18 protein-coding genes are annotated in these 17,064 nt (G+C 58.6%); 10 read left to right on the forward strand and 8 right to left on the reverse strand.

Features of this window, described 5'->3' with window-relative positions; genetic code table 11:
• Positions 1-172 precede the first annotated feature (172 nt).
• On the reverse strand, positions 173-2,134 hold the full coding sequence (locus AC1MEA_RS06575; RefSeq protein ID WP_480917159.1) for an ATP-binding protein: 1,962 nt from the start codon (positions 2,132-2,134) through the stop codon (positions 173-175).
• A gap of 329 nt (positions 2,135-2,463) precedes the next feature.
• Here AC1MEA_RS06575 and AC1MEA_RS06580 point away from each other — a divergent pair, with 329 nt between their 5' ends.
• Positions 2,464-3,744 carry a bifunctional O-acetylhomoserine aminocarboxypropyltransferase/cysteine synthase gene (locus AC1MEA_RS06580; protein WP_449635285.1) on the forward strand — a complete coding sequence of 427 codons (1,281 nt, stop codon included), beginning with the start codon at positions 2,464-2,466 and terminating at the stop codon, positions 3,742-3,744.
• A 120-nt stretch (positions 3,745-3,864) separates the two neighbouring features.
• Here the strand turns inward: AC1MEA_RS06580 and AC1MEA_RS06585 are convergent, their stop codons facing one another.
• The 5 genes from AC1MEA_RS06585 to AC1MEA_RS06605 all read right to left on the reverse strand — a co-directional run bounded on the left by AC1MEA_RS06585 (position 3,865) and on the right by AC1MEA_RS06605 (position 6,717).
• Positions 3,865-4,053: a YgaP family membrane protein gene (locus AC1MEA_RS06585; protein ID WP_219063710.1), complete on the reverse strand. Its 189-nt coding sequence runs from the start codon at positions 4,051-4,053 to the stop codon at positions 3,865-3,867.
• Positions 4,054-4,066: 13 nt separating this feature from the next.
• On the reverse strand, positions 4,067-4,486 hold the full coding sequence (locus AC1MEA_RS06590) for a DUF6691 family protein (RefSeq protein ID WP_480917160.1): 420 nt from the start codon (positions 4,484-4,486) through the stop codon (positions 4,067-4,069).
• Between the two features lie 2 nt (positions 4,487-4,488).
• Complete coding sequence (locus tag AC1MEA_RS06595; RefSeq protein WP_219063708.1) at positions 4,489-4,923, reverse strand: YeeE/YedE family protein; 435 nt, start codon at positions 4,921-4,923, stop codon at positions 4,489-4,491.
• A gap of 64 nt (positions 4,924-4,987) precedes the next feature.
• Positions 4,988-5,812 carry a sulfite exporter TauE/SafE family protein gene (locus AC1MEA_RS06600; RefSeq protein ID WP_480917161.1) on the reverse strand — a complete coding sequence of 275 codons (825 nt, stop codon included), beginning with the start codon at positions 5,810-5,812 and terminating at the stop codon, positions 4,988-4,990.
• A 20-nt stretch (positions 5,813-5,832) separates the two neighbouring features.
• The gene (locus AC1MEA_RS06605; protein WP_480917162.1) at positions 5,833-6,717 is read right to left on the reverse strand and encodes an MBL fold metallo-hydrolase; all 885 of its coding nucleotides are present in this window, start codon (positions 6,715-6,717) and stop codon (positions 5,833-5,835) included.
• 254 nt (positions 6,718-6,971) lie between these two features.
• On the opposite strand from AC1MEA_RS06605, the gene AC1MEA_RS06610 reads away from it, so the two are divergent.
• The 6 genes from AC1MEA_RS06610 to AC1MEA_RS06635 all read left to right on the forward strand — a co-directional run bounded on the left by AC1MEA_RS06610 (position 6,972) and on the right by AC1MEA_RS06635 (position 11,749).
• On the forward strand, positions 6,972-8,288 hold the full coding sequence (locus AC1MEA_RS06610) for a sigma-54 interaction domain-containing protein (protein ID WP_480917163.1): 1,317 nt from the start codon (positions 6,972-6,974) through the stop codon (positions 8,286-8,288).
• Positions 8,289-8,445: 157 nt separating this feature from the next.
• On the forward strand, positions 8,446-8,607 hold the full coding sequence (gene cydP, locus AC1MEA_RS06615) for a cytochrome oxidase putative small subunit CydP (protein WP_480918108.1): 162 nt from the start codon (positions 8,446-8,448) through the stop codon (positions 8,605-8,607).
• Positions 8,604-10,190 carry a cytochrome ubiquinol oxidase subunit I gene (locus AC1MEA_RS06620; RefSeq protein WP_449635290.1) on the forward strand — a complete coding sequence of 529 codons (1,587 nt, stop codon included), beginning with the start codon at positions 8,604-8,606 and terminating at the stop codon, positions 10,188-10,190. Before cydP ends, AC1MEA_RS06620 begins: the two co-directional genes overlap by 4 nt.
• Before the next feature lie 10 nt (positions 10,191-10,200).
• Complete coding sequence (gene cydB / locus AC1MEA_RS06625; RefSeq protein WP_480917164.1) at positions 10,201-11,343, forward strand: cytochrome d ubiquinol oxidase subunit II; 1,143 nt, start codon at positions 10,201-10,203, stop codon at positions 11,341-11,343.
• Positions 11,344-11,355: 12 nt separating this feature from the next.
• Positions 11,356-11,472, forward strand: a complete 117-nt coding sequence (gene cydX, locus AC1MEA_RS06630) for a cytochrome bd-I oxidase subunit CydX (RefSeq protein ID WP_219063702.1) — start codon at positions 11,356-11,358, stop codon at positions 11,470-11,472.
• The gene (locus tag AC1MEA_RS06635) at positions 11,462-11,749 is read left to right on the forward strand and encodes a cyd operon YbgE family protein (protein WP_257604450.1); all 288 of its coding nucleotides are present in this window, start codon (positions 11,462-11,464) and stop codon (positions 11,747-11,749) included. The genes cydX and AC1MEA_RS06635 overlap by 11 nt, the downstream gene beginning before the upstream one ends.
• A gap of 123 nt (positions 11,750-11,872) precedes the next feature.
• On the opposite strand, the gene AC1MEA_RS06640 is transcribed toward AC1MEA_RS06635, so the two are convergent.
• Positions 11,873-12,826 carry a threonine dehydratase gene (locus AC1MEA_RS06640; RefSeq protein WP_449635292.1) on the reverse strand — a complete coding sequence of 318 codons (954 nt, stop codon included), beginning with the start codon at positions 12,824-12,826 and terminating at the stop codon, positions 11,873-11,875.
• Between the two features lie 88 nt (positions 12,827-12,914).
• Between AC1MEA_RS06640 and AC1MEA_RS06645 the strand changes: the two genes are divergently transcribed.
• Positions 12,915-14,270: an aminotransferase-like domain-containing protein gene (locus AC1MEA_RS06645; protein ID WP_480917165.1), complete on the forward strand. Its 1,356-nt coding sequence runs from the start codon at positions 12,915-12,917 to the stop codon at positions 14,268-14,270.
• Positions 14,271-14,354: 84 nt separating this feature from the next.
• Positions 14,355-14,639, forward strand: a complete 285-nt coding sequence (locus AC1MEA_RS06650; protein WP_257604449.1) for a hypothetical protein — start codon at positions 14,355-14,357, stop codon at positions 14,637-14,639.
• Positions 14,640-14,761: 122 nt separating this feature from the next.
• Here the strand turns inward: AC1MEA_RS06650 and AC1MEA_RS06655 are convergent, their stop codons facing one another.
• A complete protein-coding gene (locus AC1MEA_RS06655; protein ID WP_480917166.1) occupies positions 14,762-16,255 on the reverse strand; it encodes a YdgA family protein in 1,494 nt (497 codons plus the stop codon).
• 112 nt (positions 16,256-16,367) lie between these two features.
• Here AC1MEA_RS06655 and AC1MEA_RS06660 point away from each other — a divergent pair, with 112 nt between their 5' ends.
• Entirely contained in the window at positions 16,368-17,054 is a 687-nt protein-coding gene (locus tag AC1MEA_RS06660; protein WP_480917167.1) for an HAD-IA family hydrolase, read from the forward strand.
• Positions 17,055-17,064: the final 10 nt, after the last annotated feature.

The following is a 17,064-nucleotide window of genomic DNA, read 5'->3' on the forward strand; positions in this document are numbered from 1 at the left end:
GAAGGTCGTTCCGATCTTACCCCCTGAAACTCCGGAAACCACAACTCGGGCATTTTCAGGTAGTTTCATTCTTCGTTGTCATTCATCACCCGTTTTGTTTTTCTCGGCTGTCGTGGGCTCGGCCAGCGTCTTCACCACTGCATCGAAATCACTCACAAACACCCGGTCCGTCTCACAGCACCACCCCCAGTTCTGCAAGCCATGCACGGCCGGCCTCGGTGGTTCGATAGGCCTGTTGCGGGTGATTGATCACTTCGGGGTGCACGTATTCCAGCAAGCCTTGCTGTTCACGCAGCGGGTTTACATGCCCGGTCTTCAGCGGGACCACTTGCCTGTTTAATTGCCTGGCCAATTGCTCGGCGCTTTGCGGACGGATGGCGCAAAGCCAGAGTATTAATGGGCGCAGCTTTTCCTTGCGTGGCTTGGGCGAGAGCGCAGCAATGGCAGCAAGCAGTGGCGGTGGTAGCTCACTCGTATCTGCGCCGAGGTCACTCGCATTTGCACCGAGGTCACTCGCATTTGCACCGAGGTCACTCGCATTTGCGCCGAGGTCACTCGCATTTAGGGTTGAAGTCGCATTGAGCTCGCACGGCGAGGAGGTCTGCGGCGCGTCAAAAAGCGGGAGTACTGGCAATTCGGCGAGTTGATAGTAAGTGGAAGGTCCGCCGCCGCCCTTCACCAGCAAGCCGCGATCATGATGCAGTCGCCGCAGCGTTTGGCTGGCCGCCAGAGTATCGAGCCCGCTGATGGCCCGTAGCGCGGCATTATCCACCGCGCCGGTTTCCGCCGCCAATATCAACGCTTTGGCCTCGTCGTCTGTCAGGTGTAGATGGCTGAACTGATGCAGCCAGCGTAACTGTTCCTCTCCCAATAGCTGATGAAGCAGGTAGATAGCCGTAAACTGGTTTTCCAACTGATGGCTGCTGAACACCGGGGCCGTCAATCCCAATTCCTGAAGCAGGCGGCGCATGGTGCGGATACCGGTGCCTTTAGTTTCGGCAAAATCCAGGTCATAGAGCACGCTGGCAATCACCGGATTGCGCAACAGCGATCCCATTTCACCCAGCATCGCCGTGGGTTTGAGTGAGTAGCCCGCGTTGCGGATTTCCAGTCGATTGCTGTAACGCACCACGAGTGTCGGCTGGTTTACCTGATAGTCCCGGTGCATCAGAGCGTTCACAACAGCCTCGCGAATCACCTTCTGCGGCAGCAGCGGCTGATCAGAGCGCTGCGTTTCTCCCTCGCGCAAACGAAAATGCCGGGGCATATCATCGAGAATTGTTGCTTCCAGCCGCGCTATCAACCGAATCAGCGGCTCACGAAAATCCTGGGTCGTCGCAAAACGTTGCGACGGATCCTGTACCCACTGCACACCCTGAATGCGCACATAATCCACCCGTACTGCGGGTAGAAGACGACGCAGGGACAGTGGCTTACCTAACAGCAGCAAACCCGCAACATTGGGTCGCCAATGACCATCGACTCGCTTGACCAGATTCAGCGCACGCAGCATTTCCTCATCGGTAGCCAGCAATTCCTCGGCCTGCGGGCGCACCCGTGCGCGCAACTGGCGATACAGCGAAATCGCACCAACATCCAGGTCATCCCACTCGGCGTCCGGGAGGACAACCTGCTCGAAACTCAACCCTGACTTGGCCAGTAGCAACGGTTCAAGCTCTTGTTGCGAACACTCGTAGTCACCATTGAGCCCACGCCGCCAGACGCCTGTCTTACGCTTGTTCTTGCTGTCGAACTTGCCCTTGAACACACAGGGCTTCGCCGCCGCATCCAGCTCTGGCACGTAAACCGCAACGACCCGTTTATCTTCCAGCAATGCTGTCTCACATTGCACCGGAATTGGCGTCTCGAACTGCTCGCGACAATTGCACTGAATATCATTCAGCAGCTTATCGATATCGGCCACGCCTTCAAGCCAGAACTTATCATCCAGCTCGTTCGGCTCGCACACGCCCAGCAGCAGATAACCGCCACCCAATCCAGGCTCGTTGGCGAAAGCACAGATGGTCTGCATCACCGAGCTGCCGACCTGTCCGGCACGCTTGGCTTCGATGCGCGGATGCTCGTCAAGTGCGCGCAGCTCTGCAAGCAGGGACTCCACGGATTGCATCAACATAGTGCACCTGCGAAATGGTCCGCCACACGTTCGATTGACGCCTGGGCATGCGCTACGGCATGAAGGACGTTGTGAGGGACTACAGGCTGCATGAGAGGTCCTATTACGACTGTTTGAGAAGGGCTAAGCGAGCGCGATACACGAACGATAACAGAGGCACGACGTCAACTCCGGCACCATCGCTAACGTGAGCGTCTTACCTATTCGGAAATCAAACGCTGGACGATGCCTAATCGACATAGTCGAACTCCTCCTCCCCTGACTTGACTACCGCCTTTGCTCGACACATTCTTCAGGTACACCCACGACTCCTGAAGGAACGAGCGAGCATGAAACTGGAAACCATGGCTATCCACGCTGGCTATAGCCCCGACCCGACAACTAAAGCAGTAGCGGTGCCGATCTACCAAACCGCATCCTACGCATTCGACGATACACAGCATGGTGCCGACCTGTTTGACCTGAAAGTCGCAGGCAATATTTACTCGCGCATCATGAACCCTACCAACGACGTGCTCGAAAAGCGCGTTGCAGCCATGGAGGGCGGTGTCGGTGCCTTGGCGGTGGCCTCTGGTATGGCCGCTATTACTTATGCGATCCAGACCGTGGCCGAAGTCGGTGACAACATCGTCTCGGTGGCCAAGCTTTATGGTGGGACTTACAACCTGCTGGCGCATACCTTGCCGCGCTTTGGTATCCAGACGCGTTTCGCTGCCCATGACGACATCGCGGCGCTTGAGGCGCTGATCGATGACAAGACCAAGGCGGTCTTCTGCGAATCCATTGGCAACCCGGCCGGCAATATTATTGACCTTCAGGCACTGGCCGATGCCGCCCACCGGCATGGTGTGCCGCTGATCGTCGATAACACCGTTGCCACGCCCATCCTTTGCCGCCCCTTCGAGCACGGTGCCGATATCATCGTGCACTCGCTGACCAAGTACATCGGCGGACACGGGACCAGCATCGGCGGCATCGTCGTCGACTCCGGCAAATTCCCATGGGCTGACAACAAAGAACGTTTCCCCCTGCTGAACACGCCTGACCCGTCCTACCACGGCGTGACCTACACCGAAGCCTTCGGCCCAGCAGCCTTCATCGGCCGCTGCCGGGTAGTGCCACTGCGCAACACGGGTGCTGCATTGTCGCCTTTCAACGCTTTCCTGATCCTGCAAGGCCTGGAAACGCTTGGGCTGCGCATGGAGCGCCACACAGAAAATGCGCTCAAAGTCGCCCACTATCTCAATGCTCATGACCAAGTAGCCTGGGTGAAGTACGCCGGGTTACCTGACCATCCAGAGCATGCACTTGCTCTACGTTATACCGGCGGCAAGCCTGCATCGATCCTGTCGTTCGGCATCAAGGGCGGACAGGAAGCCGGGGCACGCTTTATCGATGCCTTGAAACTGGTGGTGCGCCTGGTCAACATCGGTGATGCCAAATCACTGGCCTGCCATCCTGCTTCCACCACTCATCGCCAGTTGAACGACGAAGAGCTGGAAAAAGCCGGCGTACCGAGGGACATGGTCCGACTCTCCATCGGCATCGAACATTGCGACGATATCCTTAGCGACATCTCCCAAGCCCTGGAGGCTGCGGTTCTCCGGTAACTTTTTTGAAGCTGAGGGCTGGCGCCTGGCGTCAGTCCCGGAGCTCAAAAACGAATAATCCCATCGAGGCAGCTTGAGTCGTTCAAGGCCTGACGGGATTTCCGTCAAGCGGACGAAGCATCAATCACGTTTGCAGGTATTAAGGCCCAGCAGTGAATAGGCTGGGCAGAAGCGGAAGATGCCGGTCGCCAGTGGTACTACGCCAATCCAGCCCCATACGCCAATGGCGCCGGACACTGTCAGTCCGATGAGAATAATGCCCAGTGCGACGCGCAACGCGCGGTCGATGGTTCCAACGTTTGCGTTCATGATGATCTCCCGATCAATGTGCGCGCCGGGTTTCCAGCGCGGTGAATAACAGCATGCCGACCAGCATGGCCAACACGAAAACAAATGCTTGCCAGTGCGCCGTCAGCAGAAGGACGACTGCCGGTCCCGGGCATATCCCGGCGATGCCCCAACCAATACCGAACAGCAGGCTGCCACCGATCAAGCGCACATCCAGCTCGCGTTTGACGGGCAACTGCATCGGCGCCCCCAGCAACGATTTCGATTGTTTGCCGGCCCAGCTGAACGGCACGCTCGCCACGGCGATGGCGCCGACCATGACAAACGCCAGCGACGGATCCCAAGCGCCTGCCAGATCGAGAAACCCCAGCACTTTGCCCGGGTTGGCCATACCGGCGAGCAAGAGGCCGATACCAAATAGCAGGCCGGCAATGAAGGCTGTCAGTTTGCGCATGGTTAGCTCCCGAGAAGATGACGCAGAACAAAGACGGTAATGAATCCCGCGAACATGAAGGTGATGGTGGCCGCGATGGAGCGCGGGGAGCGCCGGGAAATCCCGCACACCCCGTGCCCACTGGTGCAGCCCGATCCGTAGCGGGTGCCGACGCCCACCAGCAGCCCCGCCACCGCCAGGCCAAACCAACCGCTTTTGAACGCTATCAGCGGCAAGGCGGCAAACAATCCCCACACCAGCGGCGCAATCAATAGACCTAGAAGGAAGAGTGCCTTTTCGCTGCGGCCTTCGCTGCCGGGCTGTAGAAGGCTGCCGAGCAGGCCGCTGATCCCGGAAACCCGTCCATTGGCCAGAACAAACAGGCTGGCGGCCAATCCGATCAGTGCGCCTCCGGCCAACGAAGTCCAGGGCGTGAAATTTAACCAGTCGATCATCATTGCGCCTCTCCGGTGCAGCAGGTTGTATCAGCAGTATTGCTGCTGCTCATCATTCTGAATGGCCTCAAGCAAAAATCCTCAATGCACTGAGCGCCAGCATCAGTGCGGCGATCCCCCCAACGATTGCAAACATCTGCTGCAGCCGTGGTCCGGCAAGGTAACCGGCGATCTGGCGACCGGCGATCAGGCCGAGCACCGCGCCACCTGCGAAAGGTGCCCCGACGGACCAGTACATCACGCCGGCCAACGTGGCCGTTGCGACGCTGCCTGCCGAGACCAGTGCGATCACGGCCAGGGAGGTGGCGACGACGCTCTTCATATCCAGATTGGTATAACGCGTCAGCGCCGGGATGATCACAAATCCCCCACCCACGCCCAGCAAGCCTGAGAGCAAACCCGAGAGCATGCCGGTAAACGCCAGCGCGCGAGCGCAAGGCAAGGTCCAGCGCAGGCGGCCTTGCAGAGGATTGAGCACGCACGGCAGGACCTCTGCGCGCGGTGCGGCATGACCATGACGCAGCTCGCGCAGGGCGGTAGTGAATATGCGTGCGCTTACATATAGAAGCAGCGCAGAAAAAGCCAAGGTCAGCGGCAAGTTGGGCAGACGATGCGCCAGCCATAGGCCTAACGGCGCCACAACAATACCGATGCCCGCGATAAACGCAGCGGCTCGGTATCGAACCACGCCTTGGCGCAAACCGAGCAATGCACCGACCCCGGCGGCCAGACCCACGGCCAGCAAGCCTATCGGTGCGGCTTGCACCATCGACAGGCCCAGGCCGAAGACCAAAAGAGGGACGGCCAGAATGCCACCGCCTGCCCCGGTCAACGCCAGAATCGCCCCGATGATTGCGCCTAGCCCAATCCCGAGCAGACTGTGCTCATTCATTTTTGCGCCTTAGTCCGTATTCAAATCGCGTTAAGCGGAATTTTCAGATAGCGGACGCCATTGTCTTCGGGCTCTGGCAAATAGCCGCTGCGCATATTGATCTGCACCGAAGGCAAGATAAGGACAGGCATTTCCAGGGTGGCGTCGCGGGCTTCGCGCATCTGCACAAAGGCATCCTCATCGATGCCTTCGTGTATGTGGATATTGCTGGTGCGCTGTTCAGCGACAGTCGTCAGGTACTTGAGTTCGCGGCCATTGGGCAAGTAGTCATGGCACATGAACAGATGGGTCTGTGGAGGCAGGCTCAGGATTTTTTTGATCGAGCGATACATCGTTCGTGCGTCGGCACCCGGAAAATCACACCGTGCAGTGCCGTAGTCCGGCATGAACAGGGTATCGCCCACGAAAGCGACGGTTTCGCCCTCGACTTCGACAACATAGGTCATGCACGCCGGTGTATGCCCCGGTGTGTGCATCGCTTTGGCCTGCAGCGAGCCAATGCTGAAGCGCGCGCAATCATCGAGCAGTACATCGAACTGACTGCCATCGCGGGCAAAATCGCTGCCGGCATTGAAGAGCTTGCCGAACACTTCCTGCACGACGGTTATCAGGCTACCAATGGCGATTTTTCCGCCGAGCGTTTTCTTCAGGTAGGCCGCGGCGGAAATATGGTCGGCGTGTACATGGGTTTCCAGTATCCACTCTACCGATGCGCCCAGCTCACGAGCCCGCGCGACCAATTGGTCGGCCGAATCGGTACGGGTGCGTCCTGACTTGGGGTCGTAGTCGAGCACGCTGTCGATCAGCGCGCATTGCTTCGTCGCACGGTCCAGCACCAGGTAACTGACCGTCCACGTATGGCTGTCGAAGAACGCTTCTACCTGCAGTTGGTCACCGATGATCACTGCTGCTCTCCTGATGATGGGGTGACACGCGACTGGCCACCTGTATTCATCTCAATAAGCATGCCAGTTTTCTTTTATCTGAATAACCTGACAACCAGCTGTTTTTATTGAGTTTTATTTATACGCCCGACTGGGAATGGCATGAACTGGCAGTACTTGTGGCAGTACTTGTGGCAGTGTTTTGGCAGTCAGTGGCAGCTTGTGGCAGTATCTTGCGCATTACGCCAATCCTGCGCTCGACTGAAGGGGCTGACATGTCCACATCCCGCACTGATATTTCCAGCCCGAACGTGCAAGCGCTGGTGTCGTATCTCGAACACGAAAAACAGCCGACCATCATTCTGGACACCGACTACAACATCATAGCCGCCAACCCGGCGTATCAGCGTCAGTTCGGCGTCAAAGGCAAGCCTCACATCGGCGCCAAGTGCTATCGCGTATCGCATCAGTTTTCGGTTCCCTGTGATCAGGCCGGCGAGCATTGTCCGATGCGCAAAGCCCATGCGTCTCACGCCCCGGAGCGCATGTTGCACATCCATCACACGCCGCGCGGCCCGGAACATGTCGATGTCGAACTGCGACCCATTATTGATGAGCAGGGCGATGTGGTTGCTTATGTCGAGCGCCTCAGTACCGTAGTCGCCGCCTCAGTCCAGCCGCAACAGAACGGTCTTGTCGGCGGTGCGGGTGCGTTCAAGGACGCGTTGACTGCATTGCAACGCGCAGCCCCGTCGCAAATCCCGGTATTGCTCCAGGGCGAGTCGGGCACGGGCAAGGAGCTTTTTGCCCGCGCGCTGCACGCCAGCAGTCCGCGCGCCAACGGTCCGCTGGTGGTGGTCGATTGCACCGGGCTTACCGAGTCACTCCTTGAAAGCGAGCTGTTCGGTTATGAGAAGGGGGCGTTTACCGGCGCCACGCAACGCAAGATTGGCTTGGCGGAAACGGCGCATGGCGGCACGCTCTTCCTCGACGAAATCGGTGAAGTCCCCTTGGCGATGCAGGTCAAACTTCTACGATTGATCGAGTCCGGCAGTTTTCGTCCGGTCGGTAGTTTAAGAACCGTGCATTCTGATTTTCGGCTGGTCTCGGCCACCCATAAACCGCTCAAGGAAATGGTCGCGGCAGGCAGCTTTCGGCAGGACCTCTACTACCGGATCAGTGCCTTTCCGATTCACTTACCGTCGTTGCGAGAGCGCCGCGAAGATTTGCCGCTGTTGATCAACACCCTGTTGCAGCGACTGGCTGGCGTGGCGGCGCCCACTGTCGACGATCAGGCGATGCAGCTGCTGAGCCGCTACGCCTATCCGGGCAACATTCGGGAATTACGCAATATTCTCGAGCGGGCGCGACTGTTCGCAGATGACAGCGTGATACGGGCTAAAGACCTGCCAGCAGAACTGCGCGACCCTGGCGAGAAAACAGTGCCCGTCATGCGCCGTCGTGGGCATGCGGACCTGGAACGACTGGCGCAGGTGGCCAGCGCCTTTCAAGGCTCACGCAGTGAACTGGCCCAGGCGTTGGGGTTGAGTGAGCGAACGCTCTATCGCCGTCTTCGCGCCTGGCATGAGTGAGTAACGCCGCCGTCCGGGTGTGACGTTCCGTCACTCCCTTCGCTGCCAAAAGTATTGATCTGGATCAATATTAGCCGCCTTTGCCGTCGGGACAATTCCGCCATCCCTGCGAGTACCCGTCATGCCAGGCCCCTTCGATTTTCTAAAAAAACCATTAATGAAGGAAATTGGCCTGATATTGCTTATCAAGCTCGTCTTGTTGTTGGGGATCCGAAGCATCTGGTTCAGCGCTCCGGTTGAGGTCATGGATGACGGCGTCAAAGTAGGCCAGCACGTGCTTGGCCCCCCTCCCGCATTTCCTGAGAAGAACCCCCAATGATCTCGGAATCAGTCGTCGACTTATCTCGACTGCAATTCGCCATGACGGCGCTGTATCACTTTCTGTTCGTCCCTCTGACCCTGGGTTTGACCTTCCTCCTGGCTATCATGGAGTCGGTCTATGTGATGACCGGCAAGCAGGTCTACAAGGACATGACCCGCTTCTGGGGCAAGCTGTTCGGCATCAACTTCGCCCTGGGCGTCACCACCGGCCTGACCATGGAGTTCCAGTTCGGCACCAACTGGGCGTACTACAGCCATTACGTCGGTGACATTTTCGGCGCCCCGCTGGCGATTGAAGGCTTGATGGCATTCTTCCTGGAATCGACCTTCATCGGTCTGTTCTTTTTTGGCTGGGATCGCCTGACCAAAGTGCAGCATCTGGGGGTTACCTGGCTGGTCGCAATCGGTTCGAACATGTCGGCATTGTGGATCTTGATCGCCAACGGCTGGATGCAAAATCCGGTCGGCGCAGAGTTCAACTTCACCACTATGCGGATGGAGCTGACCAGTTTCAGCGCCCTGCTGTTCAACCCCGTGGCACAGGTCAAGTTCGTCCACACCGTTGCGTCCGGTTACGTGACCGGCGCGATTTTTGTCTTGGCTATTTCGAGCTGGTACCTGCTCAAGGGCCGCGACATCGGGTTCGCGCGGCGCTCCTTTGCCATCGCATCGGCTTTCGGCATGGCATCGATCTTTTCGGTGATCATTCTGGGCGACGAGTCCGGGTATGAAATCGGCGATGTTCAAAAAACCAAGCTCGCGGCGATTGAGGCCGAGTGGGATACCGAGTCCGCACCTGCAGCCTTTACCCTGTTCGGGCTGCCGAACCAGGCCGAGCAACGCACCGATTACGCGGTGAAAATCCCTTATGTCATGGGGATTATTGCCACGCGCTCGCTGGACACGAAGGTGACAGGCATCAAGGACCTGGTGGCCCAGCATCAGGTACGGATTCGCAATGGCATGGTTGCTTATGACCTGCTTCGGCAACTGCGCGCAGGGGATAAAAGCGAGCAGACAGTCTCTGCCTTCAACGCGGTGAAAAAGGATCTGGGCTACGGGCTGCTGCTCAAGAAGTACACGGACAAGGTAGTCGATGCCAGCGACCAGCAAGTCAAACAGGCCGCGCTGGACTCTATCCCCGGCGTGGCTTCGATTTTCTGGACCTTTCGCCTGATGGTGCTTAGCGGATTCCTGATGCTGGCCTTGTTCGTCTGTGCGTTCTGGGCATCTACCCGCAAGAACGAAATGAGCAAACCCTGGCTGCTCAAGTGGGCCCTGTTCAGCCTGCCGCTGCCGTGGGTTGCCACGCAGACCGGCTGGTTTGTCGCGGAGCATGGGCGTCAGCCCTGGTCTGTCGGTGAAATACTTCCGACTCATCTGTCCGCTTCAAGCGTTTCGACCGGTGATGTCTGGGGTTCTCTGCTGGCGCTGGTCGCGTTCTATAGCGTGCTGTTGGTGATCGAGATGTACCTGATGATCAAGTTCGCCCGACTCGGGCCGAGCAGTTTGCATACCGGGCGCTATCACCTGGAACGCGAGGCAACACACGCCCACGCCACACAGCCGACCCTGGTCTGAGGAGCAAATAATGTTCGACTATGAAAGCCTCAAACTGATCTGGTGGGTACTGGTTGGCGTCTTGCTGATCGGCTTCGCCCTGACCGATGGTTTCGACCTCGGCGCCGCCGCGCTGATGCCCTTCGTCGGCCGCAACGATAACGAACGACGCGTGGTGATCAACACCATCGCACCGCATTGGGATGGCAACCAGGTTTGGCTGATTACCGCTGGCGGTGCGTTATTCGCCGCCTGGCCATTGGTGTATGCCGCCGCGTTTTCGGGCTTCTACTGGGCCCTGCTGCTGGTGCTGTTTGCCTTGTTTGTTCGCCCCGTAGGCTTCGATTATCGGAGCAAACTGAGCAACACCCGCTGGCGGCAAAGCTGGGACTGGGGCCTGTTTGTTGGCGGCGTGGTACCTTCGCTGGTATTCGGTGTGGCGTTCGGCAACCTGCTCCTGGGCGTACCCTTCCAGTTTGACGATACCCTGCGCTCCAGCTACCACGGTAGCTTCTGGCAACTGCTCAGCCCATTCGGGCTGCTCGCCGGCGTCGTCAGCTTGAGCATGCTCTGCCTGCACGGCGGCACGTGGTTGATGATGCGTACGGAGGGTGACATCGCCCGGCGTTCACGCGGCGCGGCTCAACTGTTCGCAGCGGTTTACCTGCTGGCCTTCATCGGTGCCGGTGTCTGGCTCTTGCTGGGCGGCATTGAAGGGCAAACCATCACCTCAGCCTTCGAACCTGGCACAGCCCTGAATCCGCTGAGCAAAACCGTGGCCGCGACCAACCCTGGCTGGATGGCGAACTACGGGAAATACCCGCTGACCATCATTGCACCGGTTGTCGGGATCGTCGGCGCGCTGCTGGCCCTGCTCTCGGCCAGCGGCGGTCACAGTCGCTGCGCATTCCTGGGCAGCAGCCTGGCTATCGTTGGTACGCTCTGTACCGCCGGTTTCGCCCTGTTTCCGTTTGTCATGCCGTCGAGTATCGACCCTGCCTCTAGCCTGACCGTGTGGGATGCTGTTTCCAGCCGCATGACACTCAATATCATGCTGGTTGCCGCAGCGATTTTCGTGCCGCTGATCCTCTGCTACACCCTTTGGTGCTACGCCAAAATGTGGGGCAAAGTGACCACCCAGCACATCGACGCCAACCCCCACAGCCTTTACTGAGGAGCACACACTATGTGGTATTTCGCCTGGATCCTCGGCGTCTTATTGGCCTGTAGCTTTGGCATCATCAACGTCATGTGGCTCGAAGCCACTGACACGCTGGATAAGGAACCAGCGGGTGACCTCTGAAGCCACACCGCGGTTGCGACGCGCCAGCAGCAGGGCCTTGTCCCTGTTGCTGGCCGTTCCGTTGAGCCTGATTCTACTGATCCACCCCATCACCATCCTCAACGCCCAAGGGCACTACAACCACAACCTGCTGATGCTGGTCATGTGGGGCGTGGCCGCGGGGTATGTGCACGGGGTGGGCTTCGACCCGCGTGCACGCGTGTGGCAAGTGGTGTTTCATCCGCTGGTGGCCTGGGGTCTGATGACCTTGGGCTATGCGGTGATGTGGGTGCATTAGGGCATGTCGGAAGCCCGTGCCGGGCTTAATCGCAGACAAGTCAGCGCCTACACATAATGTTTTATTTCAAATGGTTATTGGTTGTTTAGTAGACGCAAGAAGAAGGTGTTCCACACTGAAAACTCACCCCCCAAGCACCCGCGCATAAACCTGCCGATCAATATTCGCCCCACTCAAAATTACCGCCACTTTGGCACCTTGCTGCCGCTCACGCTCTTTGATCAGCGCCGCCAGGCCCGCAGCGCCGGCACCTTCGGCGGTGTTATGCGTGTCTTCGTGGAAGATGCGGATCGCGTTGGCGATTTCGTCATCGTTGACCCGGACGATTCGTGCAGCGCCGTGGCGGATGATGTCGAATGCTTGCGGTAATGGCAGGCGGCAGGCCATGCCGTCGGCGAAGGTGTTGGCGGTTTCGGTGGTGACGATTCGGCCTTGTTCGACGCTCTGCGCAAAGGCGTCGGCATGTTCGGATACGACGCCGACGATTTCGGTTTTCAGGCCTAGTAAATTACGAGTCTGGATCAGGCCGCAAATGCCAGAACCCATGCCGATGGGGACGTAGACGGTCTGCAGATCCTGCACCGCTTCCAGCAATTCCAGCGCGTAGGTCGCGACACCTAAAATAAGGTCAGGGTGAAACGCCGGGACACTCTCGTAGCCCTGCATTTCGGCCTGGCGTGCGGCCTCGGTGCGGGCCTCGTCGAAGTCTTGCCCGTACTCGATCAGTTGCGCGCCCATGGCCCGCATCGCGGCATTTTTTTCCTGAGAATTACCGAGGGGCACAACGATGATGATCGGCAACCCGGCGTTGCGTGCGGCCGTCGCAAGGCTCTGCCCGTGATTGCCTCGGGTGGCAGTCACCAGCCCGGTAACGTCCGGTTTGCGCTTGAGCAATCCCTGTACGTACAGCAGGCCACCACGAACTTTGAAGGCGCCGGTCGGTGCGTGGTTTTCGTGCTTGACCCAGACCTCGCAACCCAGGCGCTCGGCCAAGCGCGGCCATGCGTATTGCGGGGTAGGCGGAACCAGCGGGCGAATGGTTTGCGCGGCGCGGCGCAACGAGGCGAGGTCAAACATCAGGTCACCGGGTTGTGGGTGGGTTTGACCTGATCTTAGGGCCGGGGCATTGTATGGGTTAAACCTTATATTGCATGAGCAACAATAAATGTGGACGCCGACGCTCAACGACAGTGCGCAGCCGAAGTACCTGGCCTTGGTTGAAGCGATCACACGCGCGATAGAAAGCGGCGAACTAAAGGTCGGCGAGCGGCTGCCACCGCAACGACGTCTCGCCTGGAACCTGGGCCTGAACCCAAGTACGACGATGCAGGCCTACCGTGAGGCCGCGCGACGGCATTTGGTGTCGGGTGAAGTGGGACGCGGCACTTACGTATTGGCCGGGAGCAAAGAGGCGACGCTGTTCCGGCTCAAACAGCCAAGCGAACGCCCTGCCCTGATTGATCTTTCCACCAATGTGCCGGTGACCGATGAGGACAGTCAGGACGAAGTCTTGGCGCTCTCTACGCTGATCAATAGCGGACAAGCACAGCGCCTGCAACGCTATCTCACGGCTGACGACCTGGCAGCGGGCCGGGCTCAAGGTGCCGCCTGGCTGCAAGCCCGGGGCCTGAGCGTACCCACGGAAAACATCATGCTGTGCAACGGCGCCCAGCAGGGGGTGTTCACCGCGCTACTGTCGCTGTGTCAGCCCGGCGAACCGGTCATCGTGGAGGCCTTCACTGCGCCGGGGATCAAAGCGGCCTGCCGCCAATTGCGCCTGCCCATGCATGGCGTTGCGCTTGATCGATGCGGCATCCTCCCTGAAGAACTCGACCGGATGGCGCGGGCCACGGGGGCCAAAATCGTCGTGCTGACGCCCACGCTGCAGAACCCGACGTCGACGATCATGTCGCCCCAACGGCAGCTCGAGATCGCTGAAGTCGCAAGACAGCATGACCTGCTGATTATCGAAGATGATGTCTATGGCGCGCTGACCTCCTCACCGCCACTGACGCGGCTGCTGGGCAAGCGCGGCCTGTTGGTGACAAGCCTGTCGAAAACGGTCGCCCCCGGTCTACGGGTCGGCTGGATCACCGCCGATCCATCCGTGCTCGAACGTATCGACCCACACGCTCAGGCCACGCATTGGGGCGTTTCACCGCTATGCCTGACTATCGCCTGCCAGTGGATAAACGACGGAACCGCACGACGCCGCCTGGCGTGGCAGACCGAAGAAACTACCCAGCGCTGGCGCTTGTCAAAGAAGATGCTAGGCGCGGCGTTGTACCAGACACAAAGCCCGTCGCCTCACATCTGGGTCACCAGCTCACAGCCCTCTATGGCGCTGGCTGAGGCCTGCCGTGCAGCGCAGGTTGACGTGGTGCCTGCTGAGGTTTTCGCGGTCAAGGACCACGGTACCCATGCCATACGCATCAGCCTGTGTGCAGCCAGTAATCGGGCGCAATTGAAAATCGCATTGGAGCGGGTTGCACAGATGGTTAACTTCAACGGTACGTTGTAAATAGAAGAAGACGGATCTATTTTCAATAAGTAAATCCGTCTTGTTTTACTCCTGTACCGCAACCACTGCGAAGGAGATTTACCGATGGTTACTCACTACAGGCTCGCCGGGCACATCGCCTGCGGCCGCCACGGCGACAACATCATCTCCACCACTGAGCTTGGACGTGTGAAGTGTCGCAACTGCCGTAACACCGATGCCTTCAAAGAGGCGAGGAAAACCGTGCGAAACGCAGCACGCAGAGCTGCGAGGAAAGCGAGGACTGCTCATGCATCGAGCGACTGGCGTGCCTCCTGGCAACAGCGGCTCACGGATATGCCCGGACCGCAGCGACTCCCTCGAGGGTTTCATGGTCAGCCCTTCGTTTAACCCTGTGGAATGGCATACATCGGAGCGCTGATCTCGTCGGCATCGCTGACCGTAAACATGCAGAAAAAAGGGCGAGTTTATTTTCGATAAATAAACTCGCCCCTCTTTGTTAGCTCAGCGACTTACTGATCCGTTGTGCTCAGCCCGCCAAGTCTGCTCGTCACCATGCTGAAAAACTGCTGCACGGTCATTTTCTGGCCGTTGAAGTCGACGATGTCGTTGGCATAGTGAAGGTTCGAGACAACGTTCTCGCCCTCGACCTTGGCCAACTGGGTCATCACCGCCATGCCACTGACCATGTCGCTCGCGCCCTGTGCCTGTTCGGCGATAGCGTTGGGGTCGGTCAGGCCGTTGAGGCTGGCTTGCAGGCTGGCGACGTCCTTGATCATGGGTTGAGACAGCAGCAATTTGGCGTTCAGTTCGCCGATCATCTTCCTGCCCACTTCGGCAGGCGCCTGGTCGAGCGGGCCAGGATTTTTCAGGTCCACCGCAAGGCTGAAATGGCTTTCGCCGTTGGCGGTCTTGAGCGATATTTTTTCCAGTTCGATGTGCGGCTGGGCGGTCAGCAGTTTAGCCAGGTCGGCATTCATCTTTGCCTGATCGGCAACGCTCAGTTTCAACTTGAACGGTATGCCAGCCTGCGCGGCAGCCTGTTGTTGAGGCTGGACTTTCTCCTGGAAGAAATGGAGCAGTGCTTGCGTGGACGCAACGTCGAAGTTACTGAACTTCCACAGCATCTGCGAGGCGCCGACGTCCTTGCCGTTGTAGTTGATCATGCCGATGTCGTAGGTCACTTGCGCCGACAGGTTACTGTCTGCCTCTTGCATCAAGCTGGTGTTCACAAAGTCCTTGAACCGCACCGGTGGCTTGTCCCCGATCTGGAACAGCGAGCTGGCCACCTTGAGGTTGCTATGCCCGAGGTAGAAACCAGAGGCGCCTTTGGTACCACCGGTGTCGAAGGTCACGCCGTGGAGTTCAACACTCACAGGGCCTTGTTCCGACGCCACGTTGAGTTGCAGGTTGTCCATATTGCCGGTGACCTTGAGCTTCTCTGCATCGGCACTGGCCGCCACAGCGAGGTCAAGGCCGGAGAACTTGAACATGCCGTCTTTGTCATTGATGTCCAGCGGCAGCAGTTGCAGGGTGCCTTCGGTAGCGCGGTCGTAGCCGATGCTCGCACTGCCTTTGAGCGGCGCGGCACTATTGGTCAGGGCAAACCACTTTTCGGAGAAGGCGTTTTTCTCGATTTCATAGTTGCTGGCAGCCATGACCGGCAGCAGCTTCAACGACTTCAATCGCGAAAAAGGCAACGGCCCGTGCTCGATGTTATCCACAAACAGCAGCTCGATTTTTTCGTTGTTTTTGCCCAGATTTTTGCTTTGAACATTCACACGATAATGCGCGGTGCTGGTGAACAGATGGCGCTCAAGCGACACCAGCTCGACGCTCATGCTGTCGTCGGTTCCGCTAAAAGACGACTTGAGCTGTCGGTTGGCGTTGTCGATCGAATCGCGCAAAACACCGTCCAGTTGAGTGCCGGTGTACCACGCCCCAGCGGTACCCAGTGCCGCCACCGCAATGACGACGCCCACTGCAACGTTTGCTGATTTGCTCATCTTCCGCCCCACTTCGCTGTCCATAATCGACCGAGATTATCATCCGCCGCTAGCCACGGTCTTCCCTCAGACGGTAGGCTGATGTTCGAATTTGAAATCGGGATCAAACGAGATGAGCGAGCAACGCACCGTTTTTGGCCCGATCAAGGCCGTTATTTTCGATATGGATGGCTTGCTGTTGGATACCGAGGGTATCTACACCGAAGTCACTCATATTATTGCCAGTCGTTACGGCCGGACGTTTGACTGGGCGATCAAGCAGAACACCATCGGCCGTGGGGCGCGGGATTTCGCCGGTTACGTGATCGGCGCGCTGGAGTTGCCGCTGTCCATCGATGAGTTTCTGACCACTCGCGAACCCATGCTGGATGAGCGCTTCCCACGTTCGCCCGCAATGCCGGGCGCGGAGGCATTGGTCCGGCATTTGGCCGCGCACAATATCCCCATCGCCGTGGGCACCAGCTCTTCGATCCACTACTTCAAAGCCAAAACCACCCTGCATCGGGCATGGTTCGAGCTGTTCGACACCGTGGTAACGGCTGACGACTCGGAAGTGGGCGCCGCCAAACCCGCGCCGGATATCTTCCTGGTCGCCGCCCGCCGCCTGGGCGTTGCCCCCAAGGACTGCCTGGTGTTCGAAGACTCGCCCTTCGGCGTGACGGCCGCCAAGGCTGCAGGCATGTACGCCGTGGCCGTGCCGGACGCCCATATGCCAATCGAACAATACATTCACGCCGACCTGCGCCTTGAGTCGCTGTTGGATTTCCCGCTCGAAGCATGGGGGTTACCGACGTTCTGAAGCGCAACAC

It is taken from the genome of Pseudomonas sp. ASL8 (assembly GCF_056680355.1).

Coding starts and splice junctions, on each gene's coding strand:
- AC1MEA_RS06575 (WP_480917159.1), bottom strand. CDS start 2,134: ATGTTGATGCAATCCGTGGAGTCCCTGCTTGCAGAGCTGCGCGCACTT.
- AC1MEA_RS06580 (WP_449635285.1), top strand. CDS start 2,464: ATGAAACTGGAAACCATGGCTATCCACGCTGGCTATAGCCCCGACCCG.
- AC1MEA_RS06585 (WP_219063710.1), bottom strand. CDS start 4,053: ATGAACGCAAACGTTGGAACCATCGACCGCGCGTTGCGCGTCGCACTG.
- AC1MEA_RS06590 (WP_480917160.1), bottom strand. CDS start 4,486: ATGCGCAAACTGACAGCCTTCATTGCCGGCCTGCTATTTGGTATCGGC.
- AC1MEA_RS06595 (WP_219063708.1), bottom strand. CDS start 4,923: ATGATGATCGACTGGTTAAATTTCACGCCCTGGACTTCGTTGGCCGGA.
- AC1MEA_RS06600 (WP_480917161.1), bottom strand. CDS start 5,812: ATGAATGAGCACAGTCTGCTCGGGATTGGGCTAGGCGCAATCATCGGG.
- AC1MEA_RS06610 (WP_480917163.1), top strand. CDS start 6,972: ATGTCCACATCCCGCACTGATATTTCCAGCCCGAACGTGCAAGCGCTG.
- cydP (WP_480918108.1), top strand. CDS start 8,446: ATGAAGGAAATTGGCCTGATATTGCTTATCAAGCTCGTCTTGTTGTTG.
- AC1MEA_RS06620 (WP_449635290.1), top strand. CDS start 8,604: ATGATCTCGGAATCAGTCGTCGACTTATCTCGACTGCAATTCGCCATG.
- cydB (WP_480917164.1), top strand. CDS start 10,201: ATGTTCGACTATGAAAGCCTCAAACTGATCTGGTGGGTACTGGTTGGC.
- cydX (WP_219063702.1), top strand. CDS start 11,356: ATGTGGTATTTCGCCTGGATCCTCGGCGTCTTATTGGCCTGTAGCTTT.
- AC1MEA_RS06640 (WP_449635292.1), bottom strand. CDS start 12,826: ATGTTTGACCTCGCCTCGTTGCGCCGCGCCGCGCAAACCATTCGCCCG.
- AC1MEA_RS06645 (WP_480917165.1), top strand. CDS start 12,915: ATGTGGACGCCGACGCTCAACGACAGTGCGCAGCCGAAGTACCTGGCC.
- AC1MEA_RS06650 (WP_257604449.1), top strand. CDS start 14,355: ATGGTTACTCACTACAGGCTCGCCGGGCACATCGCCTGCGGCCGCCAC.
- AC1MEA_RS06655 (WP_480917166.1), bottom strand. CDS start 16,255: ATGAGCAAATCAGCAAACGTTGCAGTGGGCGTCGTCATTGCGGTGGCG.
- AC1MEA_RS06660 (WP_480917167.1), top strand. CDS start 16,368: ATGAGCGAGCAACGCACCGTTTTTGGCCCGATCAAGGCCGTTATTTTC.